This window comes from Gelidibacter salicanalis (assembly GCF_016469035.1).
GTDB lineage: Bacteria > Bacteroidota > Bacteroidia > Flavobacteriales > Flavobacteriaceae > Gelidibacter > Gelidibacter salicanalis_A.
On sequence record NZ_JAEHJZ010000022.1, the window covers coordinates 1 to 18,250 of the forward strand.

General features: G+C 38.4%; 11 protein-coding genes. 2 read left to right on the forward strand and 9 right to left on the reverse strand.

Going from position 1 to position 18,250, the window contains the following annotated elements; translation table 11 throughout:
• Positions 1 to 7: 7 nt before the first annotated feature.
• The 9 genes from JEM65_RS09885 to JEM65_RS09925 all read right to left on the reverse strand — a co-directional run bounded on the left by JEM65_RS09885 (position 8) and on the right by JEM65_RS09925 (position 15,036).
• A complete protein-coding gene (locus JEM65_RS09885) occupies positions 8 to 958 on the reverse strand; it encodes a hypothetical protein (protein ID WP_199599008.1) in 951 nt (316 codons plus the stop codon).
• Positions 959 to 1,018: 60 nt separating this feature from the next.
• Positions 1,019 to 3,430 (reverse strand): alpha-ketoacid dehydrogenase subunit alpha/beta, encoded by a 2,412-nt coding sequence (locus tag JEM65_RS09890; protein ID WP_199599010.1) that lies wholly within the window; start codon positions 3,428 to 3,430, stop codon positions 1,019 to 1,021.
• Between the two features lie 151 nt (positions 3,431 to 3,581).
• Positions 3,582 to 5,948, reverse strand: a complete 2,367-nt coding sequence (locus tag JEM65_RS09895) for a S9 family peptidase (RefSeq protein WP_199599012.1) — start codon at positions 5,946 to 5,948, stop codon at positions 3,582 to 3,584.
• Positions 5,949 to 6,082: 134 nt separating this feature from the next.
• Positions 6,083 to 8,911, reverse strand: coding sequence for a metalloprotease (locus JEM65_RS09900; protein ID WP_233530604.1), 2,829 nt, complete (start codon positions 8,909 to 8,911; stop codon positions 6,083 to 6,085).
• Between the two features lie 270 nt (positions 8,912 to 9,181).
• The gene (locus tag JEM65_RS09905; protein WP_199599014.1) at positions 9,182 to 9,871 is read right to left on the reverse strand and encodes a TIGR00730 family Rossman fold protein; all 690 of its coding nucleotides are present in this window, start codon (positions 9,869 to 9,871) and stop codon (positions 9,182 to 9,184) included.
• Between the two features lie 262 nt (positions 9,872 to 10,133).
• A complete protein-coding gene (locus JEM65_RS09910) occupies positions 10,134 to 10,301 on the reverse strand; it encodes a lmo0937 family membrane protein (protein ID WP_199599016.1) in 168 nt (55 codons plus the stop codon).
• A gap of 109 nt (positions 10,302 to 10,410) precedes the next feature.
• Positions 10,411 to 13,266, reverse strand: coding sequence for an excinuclease ABC subunit UvrA (gene uvrA, locus JEM65_RS09915; protein ID WP_199599018.1), 2,856 nt, complete (start codon positions 13,264 to 13,266; stop codon positions 10,411 to 10,413).
• Between the two features lie 160 nt (positions 13,267 to 13,426).
• On the reverse strand, positions 13,427 to 14,143 hold the full coding sequence (locus JEM65_RS09920) for a hypothetical protein (RefSeq protein WP_233530605.1): 717 nt from the start codon (positions 14,141 to 14,143) through the stop codon (positions 13,427 to 13,429).
• Positions 14,144 to 14,430: 287 nt separating this feature from the next.
• Positions 14,431 to 15,036: an ACP phosphodiesterase gene (locus JEM65_RS09925; protein WP_199599019.1), complete on the reverse strand. Its 606-nt coding sequence runs from the start codon at positions 15,034 to 15,036 to the stop codon at positions 14,431 to 14,433.
• Between the two features lie 78 nt (positions 15,037 to 15,114).
• Between JEM65_RS09925 and glmM the strand changes: the two genes are divergently transcribed.
• On the forward strand, positions 15,115 to 16,503 hold the full coding sequence (glmM, locus tag JEM65_RS09930; RefSeq protein ID WP_199599020.1) for a phosphoglucosamine mutase: 1,389 nt from the start codon (positions 15,115 to 15,117) through the stop codon (positions 16,501 to 16,503).
• 112 nt (positions 16,504 to 16,615) lie between these two features.
• On the forward strand, positions 16,616 to 18,118 hold the full coding sequence (locus JEM65_RS09935) for an aminotransferase class V-fold PLP-dependent enzyme (protein WP_199599021.1): 1,503 nt from the start codon (positions 16,616 to 16,618) through the stop codon (positions 18,116 to 18,118).
• The last annotated feature ends 132 nt before the right edge of the window (positions 18,119 to 18,250 follow it).

Sequence of the window (18,250 nt, forward strand, 5' to 3'; positions counted from 1 at the left end):
TTTTTTGTCATGTACTTAAAATTGTGGTGTATAATAATTTTGAATTTGGAGAAAACTCGATGCCATAAGGATAAGTATCAGAAATAATGGTTTGCTGGTTAGAGATTAGGCCTGTGGTGTTGTTAAAATCATACAACAGAACTTTACCAGAACGTTTGGTGCCAGTTGTAGGACTCCCTAAAGATATAGCACTATGAGCGATAGCTAATTTTTTTCCGTCAGGGGAAAATTTCATATAACCAATGGCTGAAATGTTGGCACCAATATCATTGATTCTTGGAAATACAGATTGAGGAACAGTAGATATTACTGGTGTTTCGTTAACGCCGTTATCATCTACTCTAAAGGCATAAAATTTATTAATGAATTGCGTAATTACCCAAATGGTACTTCCGTCGCTATGCGTAACTGCTGTAATTTTCTCAGAAGACTTGTACTCACTTTGAACAGGGTCATTTATATCATAGGTTATTAAATGGACGTTCTTATTAGCTTCTACAACACCACCATAACCATTATTTAATGACATGTCTACCTCGGAATAGTTGACCCCATCAATGGGCTCACCATTCGTCAAAAAATAACTGGGTTTATCTATAGTAAAAATATAATATGCATTTAAATTTCCAGGTTTAGGGATAATTAAAGCAGACATGGTACTGGAACTGTGACCCAATAAGCCCATCCCGTTTTTCATAACGTTATGCTGCCTGTCCCAAACGATGCTGCCGTCAGTATAAAATAACAAATTTCCCTGTGGATCTGAAATGGTAGCGCAACCTTCTTTAGTTATTAATTGACCATCAGTTAAAGCTACTGGAGCCCCACTATTAAAATCTAAACCCGCTAAGTCGCCAAAATACCAATTTGCTGATTCTTTTTGCGAAAACGCACTGCTATAAAATAGGAACACGAATAATCCACATGCAATCAGATAGTTATTGGAGTAGAGTTTCAAGAGTAATATTTTATTATAAAGATAAAAATCTTTAGTTAATTACTTCTTGGTTTCAACAGATTATCTCAATTTCGGATAATCACTAGGGCTGACCTCGTGCATCATGGCATATACACTTTCAAATATATCTTCTAAAGAAGGTTTTGAAAAATAATCTCCATCTGTGCCGTAAGCTGGTCTGTGCGGGCGGGCTGTTAGTGTTTTTGGTTGACTGTCTAAATATTGATAGGCGTTTTGTGTGTTCAGAATTGCATTGAGCAAATAGGCCGAAGCACCACCAGGAACATCTTCATCAATAACCATCAATCGACTCGTTTTTTCAACACTTTTTGCAATATCATGGTTTACATCCAATGGTAATAAGGATTGTACGTCAATCACTTCTGCATCGATACCAACTTGCAATAATTCTTTAGCCGCCTGTTCTACCAAACGCAAGGTGGAGCCATAAGAAACTAGGGTAATATCTTTTCCTTCTTTAATAGTTTCAATAACGCCAACCGGTGTTTTAAATTCACCTAAATTGGTCGGTAACTTTTCTTTTAGTCGGTAGCCGTTAAGACATTCTATAATAAGCGCTGGCTCATCACTTTCTAAAAGAGTGTTATAAAAACCGGCAGCTTTGGTCATATTTCTTGGGACTAAAACATGGATGCCTCTTATCAAATTCAGCACTCCTCCCAATTGCGAGCCAGAATGCCAAATACCTTCCAATCTGTGGCCTCTAGTACGCACAATCACGGGGGCTTTTTGTCTTCCGTGGGTTCTGTAATGTAAAGTTGCCAAATCATCACTCATAATTTGGAGAGCATATAAAATGTAATCCAAATATTGGATTTCAGCAATAGGGCGCAAACCACGCATGGCCATGCCGATACCCTGACCCATAATAGTGGCTTCCCGTATGCCTACATCAGCAATTCTAAGTTCGCCATATTTTTCTTGAAGACCTTCCAATCCTTGATTGACATCGCCAATAGTTCCTGCATCTTCACCAAAAATTAACGCTTGAGGATATTTTTTAAAAATAACATCAAAATTATCACGAAGTACCAATCGGCCATCTACATCATCTGCCGATGCGTCATAGGTAGGTTTTACCTCCTTAATCTGTAAGGCTGATTTTTTTGATTGGCTGTATAAATGAGAACTGTACTTTGGTTGAATTCTTTCTAAATAGGTGTCAATCCATTGGTGTGCGGCATCTTTTGCTGCCGAATTTTCAGAAATTACATACCGCAATGATTTTCTAACTGCTGAAGCAATATCTTTTCTGATAGGGTCGGAAGCATTAGATAATTCAGTAACAAGGTAGTCAATGAAGACCTTATTGGGGCTAGAGTTAGCCAAGTCAGTAATCAGTTGGATGGCTTCTTGTTGCTCTTCCTTAATGGGATTCTGATAGGCTTCCCAAGCGGCTTTTTTGCCTTCTCTTACTTGTTTCTTGATGTTTTTATCGATAGCATCCAATTCAATTTCAGTTGAAATGCTGTGGGTGATGATCCAATCGCGCATTTTTTGGAGGCAATCGTGCTCAATTTCCCAGTCTAAACGCTCTTTGTTTTTGTAGCGCTCGTGAGAACCTGAAGTGGAATGCCCTTGTGGTTGTGTCAATTCTACAACATGTATCAGTACTGGTACATGTTCTTCTCTTGCAATTTTGGAAGCGCGCTGATAGGTTTCTACCAACTCGACATAATCCCAACCCTTAACTTTTAAGATTTCGTAGCCTTTTGTATCATTATCTCTTTGAAAACCTTTTAGGATTTCTGAAATATTTTCTTTGGTGGTTTGATGTTTAGCGTGGACCGAAATACCATACTCATCATCCCAAACGCTAACCACCATGGGCACTTGTAATACCCCGGCTGCGTTAATCGTTTCAAAAAACAAGCCTTCGCTGGTACTTGCATTTCCTATGGTACCCCAAGCGACTTCGTTTCCATTCTCTGAAAACTTCGGACTGTGGATGCCGCTAACATTTCTGTATATTTTTGACGCTTGTGCCAATCCTAAAAGTCGTGGCATTTGGCCCGCAGTAGGAGAGATGTCAGCACTTGAATTTTTTTGATGTAATAAATTTTTCCAATCGCCTTTATCATCCAAACTATGGGTGCCAAAATGACCTCCCATTTGGCGTCCACCAGACATTGGATCATTGTCAATATTAGCATCGCCATAAAGACCGGCAAAAAACTGTTGGATACTCAGTTCTCCAATGGCCATCATAAAGGTTTGGTCTCTGTAGTAACCAGAACGGAAATCGCCGTTTTGGAACACTTTCGCCCATGCCAACTGTGGCACTTCTTTACCATCTCCAAAAATCCCGAATTTAGCCTTTCCGGTCAATACCTCTCTTCTTCCAAGTAAACTACACTCTCTACTCGTCATGGCTATTTTGTAATCACTGAGAATTTCGGATTGAAATTCTTCAAAAGATATATCGGTAGTAGTTTTAGGACTTGTCTGCATGATGTGCTTTTTAGATATTGCAAAAGTAGTCAAAACAGACAAGTTTTGCAATTGAAATTCGTGTTGAAGGGTTGAACCAGCGTTTAATTACCAGTTCTTAACACGCTATAAGTCTGTGTGTCAAGTGCTGATAATTAAGTTGTTAATGATTTTATTTCTTTAAAAGGGTCGCATTGAAGAGTTTTAGGATGCGCTTGTATTCATCTGTCCAACTACTCGGTTCAACAAAGCCATGGTCTTCTGCTGGGTAAACGGCCATTTCCCAATTGTCCTTGCCCAATTCAATCAGACGTTGTGAAAGTCGCACCACATCCTGGAAATGCACATTCACATCTACCATGCCGTGAGCGATCAGTAAATTGCCTTCCAAACCTTCAGCAAAGTATATAGGCGAGGAGCGTTCATAGGCAATAGGGTCATTGAATGGCTCATTTAATATGTTGGAGGTATACCCGTGGTTGTAATGGGCCCAATCTGTAACCGATCTTAAAGCGGCACCAGATGTAAATGTTTCCGCTTCTGTAAATAGCGCCATTAAAGTGATGAAACCTCCGTAGCTGCCACCGTATATGCCGATTTTTTCTTTGTCTATACCATAATTTTCGATTAAATATTCAGCACCGTCCACTTGGTCAGATAAGTCTTTACCGCCCATATGTCTGTAAATTCCCGTACGCCAATCTCTACCGTATCCTGCACTGCCACGATAATCAATATCTATAACCGTGTATCCCAAATCTGTCAGCAAATTATGAAACATGTATTCTCTAAAATACGACGACCACCATTTATGGACATTCTGTAAATAACCAGCGCCATGAACAAAAATTACCGCGGCATTGTTTTTTACTGAAGATTCAGGCACATATAGCCGTGCCGGAACTTGGACACCATCTTCTGCTTTAAAGGTAATCAGTTGCGGATCTCTCCAATTATAAGATTTAAAATCTTCAGATTGTCCAGAAGTCAGTTGCACCGCTTCTGCTTTTGACGCATTCTTTTTGTAATAGAGTTCCCATGGTTGATTGCTGTAAGAATGAAGAATGGCCAAATGCTTTTCATCTGGAGACAGGCTCACATCATTATTACCGGTCCTACTTGTGAGTTGCTCCATTTTTCCGCCCATTAATGGCATCTTATAGAAATGTCTTTCATCTGGACCTACTTTAGAAGTAGTTAAATACCAATTTTTTTTGTCTTTGGAGATAAATGGGTCAAAAATCTCATAATTACCCGAAGTCAAGGCTTTTTTATTGCCATTGTTGACATCCAATAGGTATAAATGAGAATAACCTGTGGCTTCAGATTGGAAGTAAATATGTTTGTTATCTGGTAACCATCCCATCGTACCGCCGCTCATGGTCCAGCCAATTCCAGGTCCAGCAATCCATGCTTCATCGCGTTGCCTATCTAAATTGGTAAGTTCACCAGTACTTAAATCCATTTTGGCAATCCAACGGTCTTTGTTGTCTTTGGAACGCACATTGACGATAGCGTGTTGGCCGTTATCAGAAAAATACGCTTGAGAACTGATGACCTCGCGTTCTTTTTCTTCCCATTCTTTGTCAGGATAGTCTTTTACATAATCCGGTAAATCTTTGATGCCTGGTAAGGTGCTGGTATTAGCCGTATACACCGTATCTTTTTCAATATTATAGACGGCCAATTCTACTTTGGTTTCATCAGCTCCTACTTTGGAGCGGGTATTTAAATCTTTAGTATAACTGGAGGCATCAATATAATTTGGAACAATCGTATTGTCACTCTTACCGCGATCATAAAGTGTAAAGGTCACATATTTGGCGTCTGGAGAGACTTGTAAGTTCATGATTTGACGGTCTCCGGCATAATACGTAAACAGCTCTTTGTCTTTGCGCGCGTCTCTTAGTTGTTTTGAAGTTTCCTTCTTGTCTTCACGTTCTTTAACCACACTCAGTAACTTGAGATTTTCTTCTTCTAAAAAAGAGGCTTTATCTGATGACTTTGTCTCTTTCTTTTTAGGTTCTTCTCCCGTTTGGATTTGGGTCAGTTTTTTTAAAACACCGCTTTCTTGTGAATACACATAGGCATTATGCTCAATTTCAAAGGCAATCCAATCTTCGTTTGCTAAAAACACCGGATTGCTGATGTTTTTTGGCATTTGCAATACTTCTGTCTCTTTGCCAGATTTGATATCAAAAAGAACAAGGGTATTGCTTTTGGCATATACCTTCTTTGTCTGTGCTTTATTGTACGTGCCTCTGGCAAAATCAGTGTCTTTTTCTTCTGTCCAGCTTACCTTTTCTATGCTTTTAGAATTTTTTAACCGAATGCGGTATAAAGAGTCTGCAGGATCACCATCCTTATTGTAATCAAAATAAATAGCGCTGCTGTTTTGATCCCATTTGATATTTGAAGGGAAGGTGCCCATCCATTGAGGATCTTGCATAATTTTTTCAACGGATAGATCGCTCTGTTGCGCGTAGACGTTGATGAACAATGCTGAAAAAAGGATACTAAAGAAAAAGGATCTTGTCATTATTTATAGTTTAAAACACAAAAAGACTAAACTACATAATTTTAAAAAGATAAGCCCAATGAATTTCTATTAATTAAACGTGGAATTGATGTGGGGTAGGAGTGATTCTAAAATTTCTTGGTAAGCGCTATAGATCAATACCATCTACGTCTAAAAAGTCCCAAAAGTGCCTGAGGATCCAGTGTGAATTTAATGCGAATGCGTTGGCTGTAATTAGGTTCATCAACCTCCCAGCCCAAATTGGAATAAATTGGGAAGTAGAGTTCAAAATAATCAGTCACCAAATTGAGCCTGATCCCAGAATCATACACAAATTCAGGATTTATGGACCTGTTCTTGACCAATCCAATATCCCCATAGGCTTCAATATAGCGCCATAAGGTGGTGCTGACGTTTACCGTAGTCATCCATTGATTTGCAAAAGACGGATCTAACTTCGATTTAAAGCCGCCTTCTGCAATGATGATTTGCTGACTAAAAATACCAGACGCTTCTGAGCGCCCTAAATAGTTATAATCAAACAAATAATCTGTTGGACGGTCTAATGCAAAACTGAAATAATCTGAATTCTCGTCAGTTTTATTATAGAGGAAGCTACCCGCAAAAAAGCGGAAGTTAAACTGACGGTTATTTTCTGTAAGTTTTCGCCATTCATAATTGACGGAGAGTTTCCCGAATTTTTCGGCCGCTTGAAAATCGTAGTAGAACTTTGAATAGTCAATCAAATCTGTATGTGCGTTTACATACCTTATGTTGAAGACACTATAATCCGGATTCGTTACGGTGAGCAACGAATTATTGTTGGTACGGGAAATGTCCAGATATCGAAAATTCAGATAGCTCAATTTGTTGGATCTGTAATTATCTTTATCTCTAAAATAGAAGGATACACTCGGACTAATGAGTGTGACAAAGGCATTTTCAGCAAAAGAGGAGTAGCTGCCACCAAGGCCGTAATTGATGCGGAATAAATTTCTGTTTTCAACATGTTGTGTATAGACGCCACTAGCACCGCCAGTTAGGGTTTTAGAATTGAAGGAATATTTTGGGGACAGCTTATAACTAAAATTTTTCATCAGGAGGGTCTTGTTGTACATTTTAGCCCCTAAGGTAAGTCCGTCGTAAATATTGTTAAACTCCACTAAAGGCATCAAAAATACCTGATTGTAATTGGGGTCTTCAATGTCTTTAAACAACCTAAATTGTAAGGGTTTATTGTTGAAAAACCAGCCTTGTAAAGATTTCCAATTGTCTCTCAGGTTGTATTCCGGAATGGTATTATCGTAATTCAATACCAACTTTGTGGCGTCATGGTGCGGAATGGTCAAGGTTTTTGAGCCTTTAACATGCTCAATCCACTGTTTTGAGAGTATCGAGTCGTGTTTTAACGTAAAGAGCGAAATGGGCACATCGTTGTTTCTTTTGTTTTTGATGGTGAAGGTCACAGAATCTTTGGTCTTGATTATATCCTTGATTCTGAAATCTATTTTTTTGTTACTGTTGATATAATCAGAAAAAAACCAATCGACGTCTTTATCAGTGTTTTGTTTTAGTAAACTTTCAAAATCCGAAAGCGTGGTTGGTTCTGAAACAGCCTTCTGAACGTATTGTTGAATGGTTTTTTCGAGCACATCGGCGTTCACAAAATCATCTAAATATTTAAGGCCGATACCCGCTTTGTACTTTCCAGCAATATTGGCATTAAATTTTAAAAGTGAATCTTTTGCGGTGGTCAATGCCTGATCTCTATTGGTGCGCGCCATCTGCATAAAATAGAGATTGTATTGTTCGTTAAAATCGACATCAGCGGCATGAAACGACCGCACGCCCCAAAAATCAGATAAGGTGCCCAATAATTTTAGGTCCGGATATTGTTCTTTAACATATTTCATCAAATAATATATCTGAATACCATCTTTAAGCCAATAGTCTTTACGCGGGTTTACGACTACGGTGTTGTTCAAATAATTTTTTAAAGTGGTTTTTAAAAGTTTGAGTTCATATTGTAAATTTCCAGGGAAAGGATTAATAAATTTAGGGAGTTGATTGATGCCATAAAGTGGGTCCTTTCGATATTCAATATCCGTGACCAATAAATAATTGTGCGGATAGGGACCAAGGTTTTTAGTGATGAATTTGGTTATTTTATCGGTGATGATAGCGCGATCCGTTGGGGTGATCCCTTCGGTTTCGATATTGGTGATGACCGTGAAATTATCAGTCTGTACAAAATTGAATTTTGGAAATTTGTTGAGATATAATTTACTGTCCACACGATCTTTACCATAGAGGTGGAAGGTTTGCGTACTGTCATTCTGGGTGATGTTTTGAATGTCCAACTCAGAAAACAAGCCGTAATTTTTTGGGAATTCTAACTTGAAATTGACGGTAGCCTTAGGTACAAATAAATCATCGAGATTTTTATTGCTGTAGTAATGCCATACGCCATCATAAACGGCAGGCGTGATGTACCAATATTTTAAATTGAACTCATTACTGTCCGTTACCCCATAATCTGTAAACGTATGGTCAGGAAACTGTAAATTATAAAATAATTGAATATGGTAAGATTGGTTTGGTGGTAAAGGCTCCGTGAGTTGCACTTCAATAACATCTGGGTACAATTTTAATCTGTTATTGATTAATTCGTCTCCATTAGTCGCTTTTATAGACGTGATGTTTGTAAAGCCTCGCATCTCGTTTTTGGCAAAGTGGAATTTGGTGCTGTACTCTTCTGTAAACCGATCTGCTAAAGGGGTGCGTTTGGTTGAAAAACTGTTATTCCAATCGTTAAGATAGATGGTTTTTAAAGTGTCTTGTGAATTGTTTTGATAACGAATAGTTTCCGATACTTTGGCGCTCCTATTGGCCATGTTGAATTGGGCATCAATGCTGATCTCATTCTGACCAGACATAATTGCGGAACACAATAGGATGATACTAAAAAGGATATACTTGGTCAATATGCTATAACGACTTTAGGTTTAAAATGCTTTTGAATGGACCGGTTTTTTGCTTAAAGATGCGCATAAACCTGAACTCTCAATTATATATATCGTATTAAAAGTGTTTCGGGTTTTTTTGATGGGAGTAATTTGTGAAAAATGTCTAGAACATCCAGTACTTTTTTTCTTAAAATTTAGAGCACATTTTAAATTTCATGAAGAATGTGCTCTAAAGTGAATTATGTAAGTTAAAAATACTGGTTTCTATACTCTAAAAAGACTATGGCTTTAAAAATTAGGACTCAATTCAAATTCCTTGTAGAAGGCATCAAGAATTTCAATGACTTCATCAGGAGTGTCTACCAAATGTACGAGGTCTAAATCTTTGTCACTAATGTTGGCAAAAGAATCTAATAGGGTTGTTTGTACCCATTCTAAAAGACCGGACCAAAATTCAGTTCCTACTAGAATGATCGGGAATTTTTCAATTTTGTTGGTCTGAATTAATGTAATGGCTTCAAATAATTCATCTAAGGTTCCAAAACCTCCTGGCATTACCACGAAACCTTGAGAATATTTTACAAACATGACTTTTCTAACGAAGAAGTAGTCAAAGTCTAAGCTTTTATCGCCATCAATATACGGGTTGTCATGTTGTTCAAAAGGAAGATCGATGTTTAATCCTACAGAGGTCCCGCCTGCAATATGAGCGCCTTTATTTCCTGCTTCCATAATTCCAGGACCACCACCGGTAATGACACCATAACCGTGTTCTACTATTTTTTTGGCAACCTCTTCTGCCAATTTGTAATATTTATGATCTGGCTTGGTACGTGCTGAACCAAAAATAGACACACATGGTCCAATTTTGCTCAATTTTTCATATCCATTAACAAACTCACCCATTATTTTAAAAATGGCCCAAGAATCATTTGTCTTTATTGCATTCCAAGCTTTACTGTGTTTTTCTAATCTCATTTTTTGTATTATAAAGTGTATTATTTTATGGTGTAGCGATGGCTTTTTTTCAATCAGAATCCTTACCCTGAGAACTGCCAAAACACACAAATTTAAAAGAAATTGCGATAATAACTTCTATTCACTTGGTATTTAAAATGATTTAAGCACAAATTGTAGGCAATACGTTTTAAATGAACCTCTTAATACGGTTGCTGTCTAAAATGTAAAAAGGCAAATCTTTCGATTTGCCTCATAATAAGTTCTTTGTGTGTTATACTATTTAAAGTGGTTTACGACCTGATATAATGTTGTATAAAATCACAATAACTGCAATGACTAAAAGAACATGTATGAGTCCTCCAGTTCCAATGCCTTCTACAACACCTAAAAAGCCCAAAAGCCACACTACGATTAAAATTACGGCTACAAGCCAAAGAATACCTCTCATAATTGATAGTTTTAAAGTTATGATACTAAGGTAATAAAGTTTTGACTGTATTGAAGTGCGAATATGAATAAATTTTTAACATTATCCGTGAACGGCATAAAGACCCGTTCTAAGTAGTCTCCTGTTTTCTGGCAATTTCAAGTTCTTTTTTCAGGAATTTGGCGGTATAGCTCTTTTTGTGCTGCGCCACCACTTCTGGTGTTCCTTCTACAATTATTTGTCCACCACCTTTACCACCTTCATAACCAACATCAATAATATGGTCCATTGTTTTGATGACATCCATGTTGTGCTCTATAATTAAAATGGTGTTGCCTTTGTTAACCAATTCATTAAGAACGTTCATCAATACCCTAATGTCTTCAAAATGTAGCCCGGTTGTGGGTTCATCTAGAATATAGAACGTGTTTCCGGTATCGCGTTTACTCAATTCTGTAGCCAATTTGATACGTTGTGCTTCGCCACCAGAAAGCGTTGTGCTTTGTTGCCCTAAGGTGATATAACCTAAACCTACATCCTTGATGGTTTCTAATTTCCGATGGATTTTTGGAATATGCACAAAAAAATCAACCGCTTCATTAATGGTCATGTCCAAGACATCACTGATGGATTTTCCCTTGTAGCGAATTTCTAAAGTTTCTCTGTTAAAACGTTTGCCTTGGCAGGTTTCACATTCTACATAGACATCTGGAAGGAAATTCATTTCAATAACCCGTAAACCACCGCCTTGGCAGGTTTCACATCGGCCACCTTTAACGTTAAAACTGAAGCGCCCAGGTTTGTAACCGCGGATCATCGCCTCCGGAATTTTTGCAAATAAACTTCTAATTTCATCAAAAGTTTTAGTGTAGGTTGCCGGATTGCTTCGTGGTGTGCGTCCAATTGGCGATTGGTTAATGTCAATCACTTTATCTATATGCTCCAGACCTTTAATACTTTTATAAGGCATTGGTTTCTTAACGCCATTAAAATAGTACGCGTTAAGAATCGGGTAGAGGGTTTCATTAATCAAGGTCGATTTTCCGCTCCCTGAGACACCGGTCACACCAATCATTTTGCCCAAAGGAAATTTAACCGATACATTTTTAAGGTTGTTACCCGTACAGCCTTTCAGTTCTAAAAATTTCCCGTTGCCTTTACGACGTGTTTGAGGGACTTCAATCTGTTTGGTGCCATTAAGATAGTCGGCCGTCAAGGTGTGGTGCGTTTTTAATTCATCTGGTGTGCCCACACTAATAATTTCGCCACCGTATTTACCGGCCTTTGGTCCGATATCAATGACATAATCTGCACATTCAATCATGTCTTTATCATGCTCAACCACAATTACCGAATTACCAATATCACGAAGGGCAATCAACGATTTTATCAATTTTTCATTGTCCCGCTGGTGCAAACCAATACTAGGTTCATCCAAGATATAAAGGACGCCTACCAGTTGTGAACCTATTTGGGTTGCCAATCTAATGCGTTGCGCTTCTCCGCCTGAAAGTGATTTTGAACTTCTGTTCAATGATAAATATTCCAGACCAACATCCAATAAAAACTGCAGGCGGGTTCTGATTTCTTTAATGATTTCTTCTGAAATTTTGAGTTGTTTGTCAGATAATTGGGGTGTAAGATCCGCAAACCAGTTGGCCAAATCCACTATGTCTTTATTGGCCAATTCGGCAATATTGAGTCCGTTGACCTTAAAATAAAGCGATTCTTGACGCAAGCGTGAACCGTGACAAGCATCACACTCCACTTTATCCATATACTCTTTGGCCCAACGCTTTAAAGACGTGGTTTCTGCCGTGGTAAATTGATTTTCTATAAAATTGGCCACTCCTTCAAAGTCAATTTTATAATCGCGGGTAACGCCTAAAGTCTTGCTTTCTAAAGAAAATTTTTCGTTACCACCGTATAAGATCATTTTTTTTGCCTCTTCAGGAATGTCCTTATAAGCATCGGTCAATTGAAAATTAAACCGTTGGGCAATGGTTTCAAATTGCTTAAAAATCCAACTGTTTTTATAAGGTCCATGAGGTGCCAAAGCGCCTCCTTTTATGGATAGACTCTCATCAGGGATTATTTTCTTATCATTGACTTGATAAAGTTTGCCAATACCGTTACATTTAGGACAGGCACCTTTTGGTGAGTTGAACGAGAAGTTATTCGGTTCTGGATTCGGATAGGAAATCCCAGACTTAGGACACATCAAACTTCTACTAAAATAGCGAGTTTCATCGGTGTCTTGATCGAGGATCATCAACACGTCATCACCATGATACATGGCTGTATTAATCGTTTCAGTAAGGCGTTTTTCATTGTCCACCGTATTGTCAATTTTAAGACGATCAATGACAATTTCAATGTCGTGCATTTTGTAACGGTCCAATTTCATGCCTTTCACCAAATCTTTCACCTCACCATCTGCGCGAACTTTTACAAAGCCTTGCTTGGCAATTTGTTCAAACAATTCGCGGTAATGGCCTTTACGCGAACGTACGACTGGCGCCAAAATATTGATACGTTTGCCGTTAAAACTTTCTTTGATCAAACTTTTGATCTGCTCATCGGTATAACTCACCATTTTCTCGCCAGTGTTATAGCTATAAGCGTCACTCGCCCGGGCGTAAAGCAAACGTAAAAAATCATAAATTTCAGTAATGGTGCCAACTGTAGACCGTGGGGACTTGCTAGTTGTTTTTTGTTCTATAGCGATCACTGGAGAAAGGCCATCAATTTTATCCACATCAGGGCGTTCCAAACCTCCCAAAAATTGACGTGCATAGGCTGAAAAGGTCTCGATATAGCGACGCTGACCTTCCGCATAAATTGTGTCAAAAGCCAAGGACGATTTACCACTACCGGACAATCCTGTAATGACTACAAGTTTCTCTCTAGGAATGGTAACATCTATATTTTTTAGGTTGTGAACGCGTGCGCCTTGAACCTCAATTGTATCTTCAAATTTACTCATAGTAGTGCAATCTCACCTGATTTACAGATAAGTTTGCAAAGGTACAGATAATGGTGTAAAAAATAAAGCAGTTGATATTTAGAGTTTTGTTAAATAAATGAGGGGGAAATTATCCTCTATTATTAAATTCCTTCATGAACCATTTCAATTGAAAGCACTTTTATTCGGCAACAAGATCTGTAATTTCTATTCCGAAGACTAAAAATTTATGGAAGGTGGGCAGGTTGGCTCCAGATGCTGTAGTAGTCCAATCGGTCCAGGACGTTTCCAATCCGCCAATAGGTAAAATGTCTACCCACATTTGAAAACTTTCAGGTTTCCCTGAGGCATCCAAATGCCATAAATAGGAATCTCCAGGTGTGGTACCTCCAGATTTATAGGTTACTAAAAGTGCTTCCGATCCATTTTCCAAGGTTACCACACTGCGTTCCGTACCAAAATCAAAAACCTTGTAAGGTGCCACTACCCAAAACGAATCGTTGTTAAAATAGGAAAGGGCTTTTTCAATGAGGTCGTGAGCATCGTTACCTTCAATTTTTTGCTCATTTTGAAAGACTTCACTTTTTGAAGTAGCATTCAAATCTAAATTGACTTTATAATCTTTCCAATAGACCTCGCAGGTGTTTTCTGCTTTATTCCATTTAAAATGATGGCGTTTTTTAAAGGTCCATTCTAAATAATTAGTTTTTTTATAGGCTTCATGATCCAAAGCATTGAGCATCGTGCTTGCTAATTGTTCTGCGGGTGCACCTTTGGTGCCTGTTGGTAAATCTTCATCGTATTTGAAATATACAAAACCGAAAAGCAGCAAGGTGGGTAACGTAAAGAAGACAATTACTCCAGCGATTATTTTAAGAATTTTTTTAGGTTTGGCCACTGATATAGGTGTTTTGTTATTTATTGTTTTTAATTATTGTTCGATAAGAATTAAGACCCCTGCGCTTATAGTCCCGATAGCTCGAGACAAGAACAAAAATTTGATTATAACTAACTGATAAACAATCGTTATTCTAAATTAAATTTGCCCAATCGCTCTAAATGAGATGGGTTTCAATAAGCAAGGCGTCATTTTTAAGATCTCGTACCAAGTCATGCTTTAATGGGGTTTGTAAACTTTTTGCCTTTTCTACCGGACACTCATGATAAATTTTACGGGAATGATAACTATTCTAAAGCGTACAAGTGTTGCAATTCGGCTAGTTTCTCTTTAGAAAAAGCACGCAGTTCTTCAAAAAAAACGGTGAATTCTTCTTCAAACTCTTCATAAAACTCCTGAAGTTCGTCTGTAGCTTTGTTCATTCCTGAAATATTGTTGGTACGACGGTTCATGCCATTTAGTACTTTTTGAATGCCTTCAATCTTAGCGTAGCTCAATAACCAATTATCTGCAATCATATAGGGCATCATTTTCTGAATCCGTACGGGCAGGATGGTGAAATTTGCTTTCAAGTCTTCGTAAAAGTTTTCAATATAAAGCTCTAATGGTGTATCTGAATAGCGCGACCAATTTTTAGCCAAAAAATGATCGTATAAAATATCTACAATCACGCCGCTGTAGTGGCTGTAATTTTCATGAAGCCTTTTGGTACTCAATCTAACGGTAGGATGTGCATCTGTAAAAGTGTCAATTTCACGATGGAGCAGGATACCAATTTGAATATCTTTAGGATATTTTGCGTACCGCTTCCCTTTAATGCCGTCTGCTATAAAATTGCCAATGGTAATTGAAGTGTTGTCTCCTGAAAGATAAATGTGGGCTAAAAAATTCATTGGTCTAATTTACGGAATTGCAATTTAGATATCCAAGATTGTAATTGTATATTTGCTTTTCACTTTAAAAAACACATTATGACACTCATAAAATCAATTTCTGGAATACGAGGAACCATTGGAGGTAAGGTAGGCGATAATTTAACGCCAATTGATGCCGTAAAATTTGCATCAGCTTATGGTGTGTGGTTAAAGCAACAACGCCACAAAGACAACTATCGGGTTGTGGTTGGACGTGATGCGCGTATTTCTGGAGAAATGATTCAAAACTTGGTGATGAACACCTTGGTGGGTATGGGCATTCATGTGATTGACCTGGGGTTGTCAACCACCCCAACGGTTGAGGTTGCGGTGCCAATGGAGCATGCGGATGGTGGAATTATCTTAACGGCAAGCCATAACCCTAAACAATGGAACGCTTTAAAGCTTTTGAATGCGAAAGGCGAATTTTTAAATGGTGAAGAAGGCGCCAAGATTTTAGAAATCGCTGAAGCGGGCGACATGATATTTGCAGAAGTAGATTACCTTGGAAAAATTACAAAAAACGAAGCCTATATTGATATTCATATTGATGAGGTGTTAAAGATGCCTTTAGTCAATAAAAAAGCCATTGAAGAAGCGCAATTTACAGTAGTTGTAGATGGTGTCAATTCTACAGGAGGCATTGCTATCCCCTTATTATTGGAACGTTTGGGTGTGCATACCATCAAATTATTTTGTGAGCCTAACGGTCAATTCCCCCACAATCCAGAACCTTTAAAAGAACATTTATACGATTTAGCTGCTGAGGTAGTTAAAGAAAATGCCGATTTAGGTATTGTGGTGGATCCAGATGTAGACCGTTTAGCGTTTATGGACGAAAAAGGAGAAATTTTTGGTGAAGAATATACCTTGGTGGCTTGTGCCGATTATGTATTGAGCAAAACCCCAGGGAACACCGTAAGTAATATGAGTTCAACCAGAGCGTTGAGAGATATTACTGAAAAGCACGGTGGTACTTATGAGGCGAGCGCGGTAGGAGAGGTGAATGTTGTGGAACTCATGAAGAAAAACAACGCCATTATCGGCGGTGAAGGTAACGGAGGAATTATTTATCCTGAACTTCATTACGGTCGTGATGCCCTTGTTGGGGTAGCACTATTTTTAAGTCTGTTGGCCGAAAATAAAATGACTACCAGTGAATTGAGAGCAACGTATCCTAATTATTTTATGGGTAAAAAGAAGATAGAACTGACGCCTGGAATGGATGTGGATGGTATTTTGGCAAAAATGGAAGAGCGGTACCAAAACGAAAATTTAACCACTATTGATGGGGTTAAAATAGATTTCAGTAACAGTTGGGTCCATTTGCGCAAGAGTAATACGGAGCCAATCATCCGAATTTACACGGAAGCGCCTTCACAAGAAGAAGCGGATGCCTTGGGCGATAAGATTATTTCTGAAATTAGGACCATTGCAAATATTTAGTAAAATGAAATTCGTTTTACTAGTGATGAGCTTAAGTACGCATCGCACAATTAACGAATGAAAAGGATCTGCATTTTAGCAGGAACACATAGAATTGAAAATTGTAAACTAAATGATTTCAACACATATAACAGCGAAGACAACCGAACTTGAAGTGTATTTTCAGCAGTTCAGGCAGCACATCATTGGGGTTGATCAAGAATTTATGACGCCTTACGGAAAGCAGAAGATCATCTATACAGATTGGACAGCTTCTGGTCGTTTGTACAGACCTATTGAAGAAAAGTTGATGAATGATTTTGGACCGTATGTTGCGAACACCCATACGGAGACTACAGTATCAGGAACAGCAATGACCAAGGCGTACCATAAAGCAAAACACATCATTAAAGATCATGTGAACAGTAATGCTGATGATGTTTTGATATGCTGTGGCAGCGGCATGACGGAAGCTATTAATAAATTGCAACGCATTTTAGGCTTAAAAGTCCCGGAAAACTTGCAGAAGCATACCACAGTTCCTGATGAAATGAGACCTGTTGTGTTTATTACACATATGGAACACCATTCCAATCAAACATCTTGGTTGGAAACCATTGCTAAAGTTGAGGTGATTCCACCAGGAGAAGACGGTTTGTTTTGTATGGAAAATTTACAAGAACTGCTTAAGAAATATGAGGAGCGACCAATTAAAATTGCTTCCGTAGTGGGCGGCTCTAACGTTACAGGCATCCAAACCCCCTATCACGAGATTGCAAAACTGATGCATCAACATGGCGGGGTGTGTTTTGTGGATTTTGCCTGTTCAGCGCCTTATGTGGATATTAATATGCATCCAGAAGATGAAGATAAAGCCTTAGACGGCATTTTCTTTTCACCGCACAAGTTTTTGGGAGGTCCTGGTACCTCAGGGGTGTTGATTTTCAATAAGAAATTGTATAAAAATATGATTCCAGACAGTCCGGGTGGAGGTACCGTCAGTTGGACCAATCCGTGGGGAGAGCATAAATATATTGACAATATTGAAGATCGCGAAGATGGTGGTACGCCAGGGTTTTTACAAACCATAAAAACTGCGTTGGCGATTAAACTGAAAGAGCAGATGGGCGTTGATAAAATGTTAGAACGTGAGCATGAACTCATCGACTATATTTTTAGTGAATTGAGCCCGGTTGATAATATAAATATTCTAGCTGGACAGCACCAAGATCGTTTGGGTGTGATTTCCTTTTATATTGATGATTTGCATTATAATTTAGGCGTTAAAATCTTGAATGATCGTTTCGGAATCCAGACCCGAGGTGGTTGCAGTTGTGCGGGTACTTATGGTCACTTTTTATTGCATGTAGATGTGGAGACTTCTAATGCGTTGACTCAGGAGATTTCTTTAGGAGAATTGCTGCGTAAGCCAGGTTGGATCCGGATGTCTATTCATCCTACAACAGCTACTGAAGAAGCGGTTTATTTCTGTAAAAGTTTAAAGGCACTAGCAAAAAATCATAAAGAATGGGCCAAGGACTACGATTATATTGCTGCGACGAATGAGTTTGTGCATACATCAAATGCATTGGAAGATAGGTTTGAACTTCCGGTGGAGGAGTGGTTTGAGTTGTAGATACGTTGCATGGAACGCAGATCTGCTGGGCAGGTACGCTGATTGTGCTGATTTGTAATGATTCTTTGACACGAATTGCACGAATTCTCACAAATCACTGTTGGAATTTAATGTGCACAATGTATTTAAAAA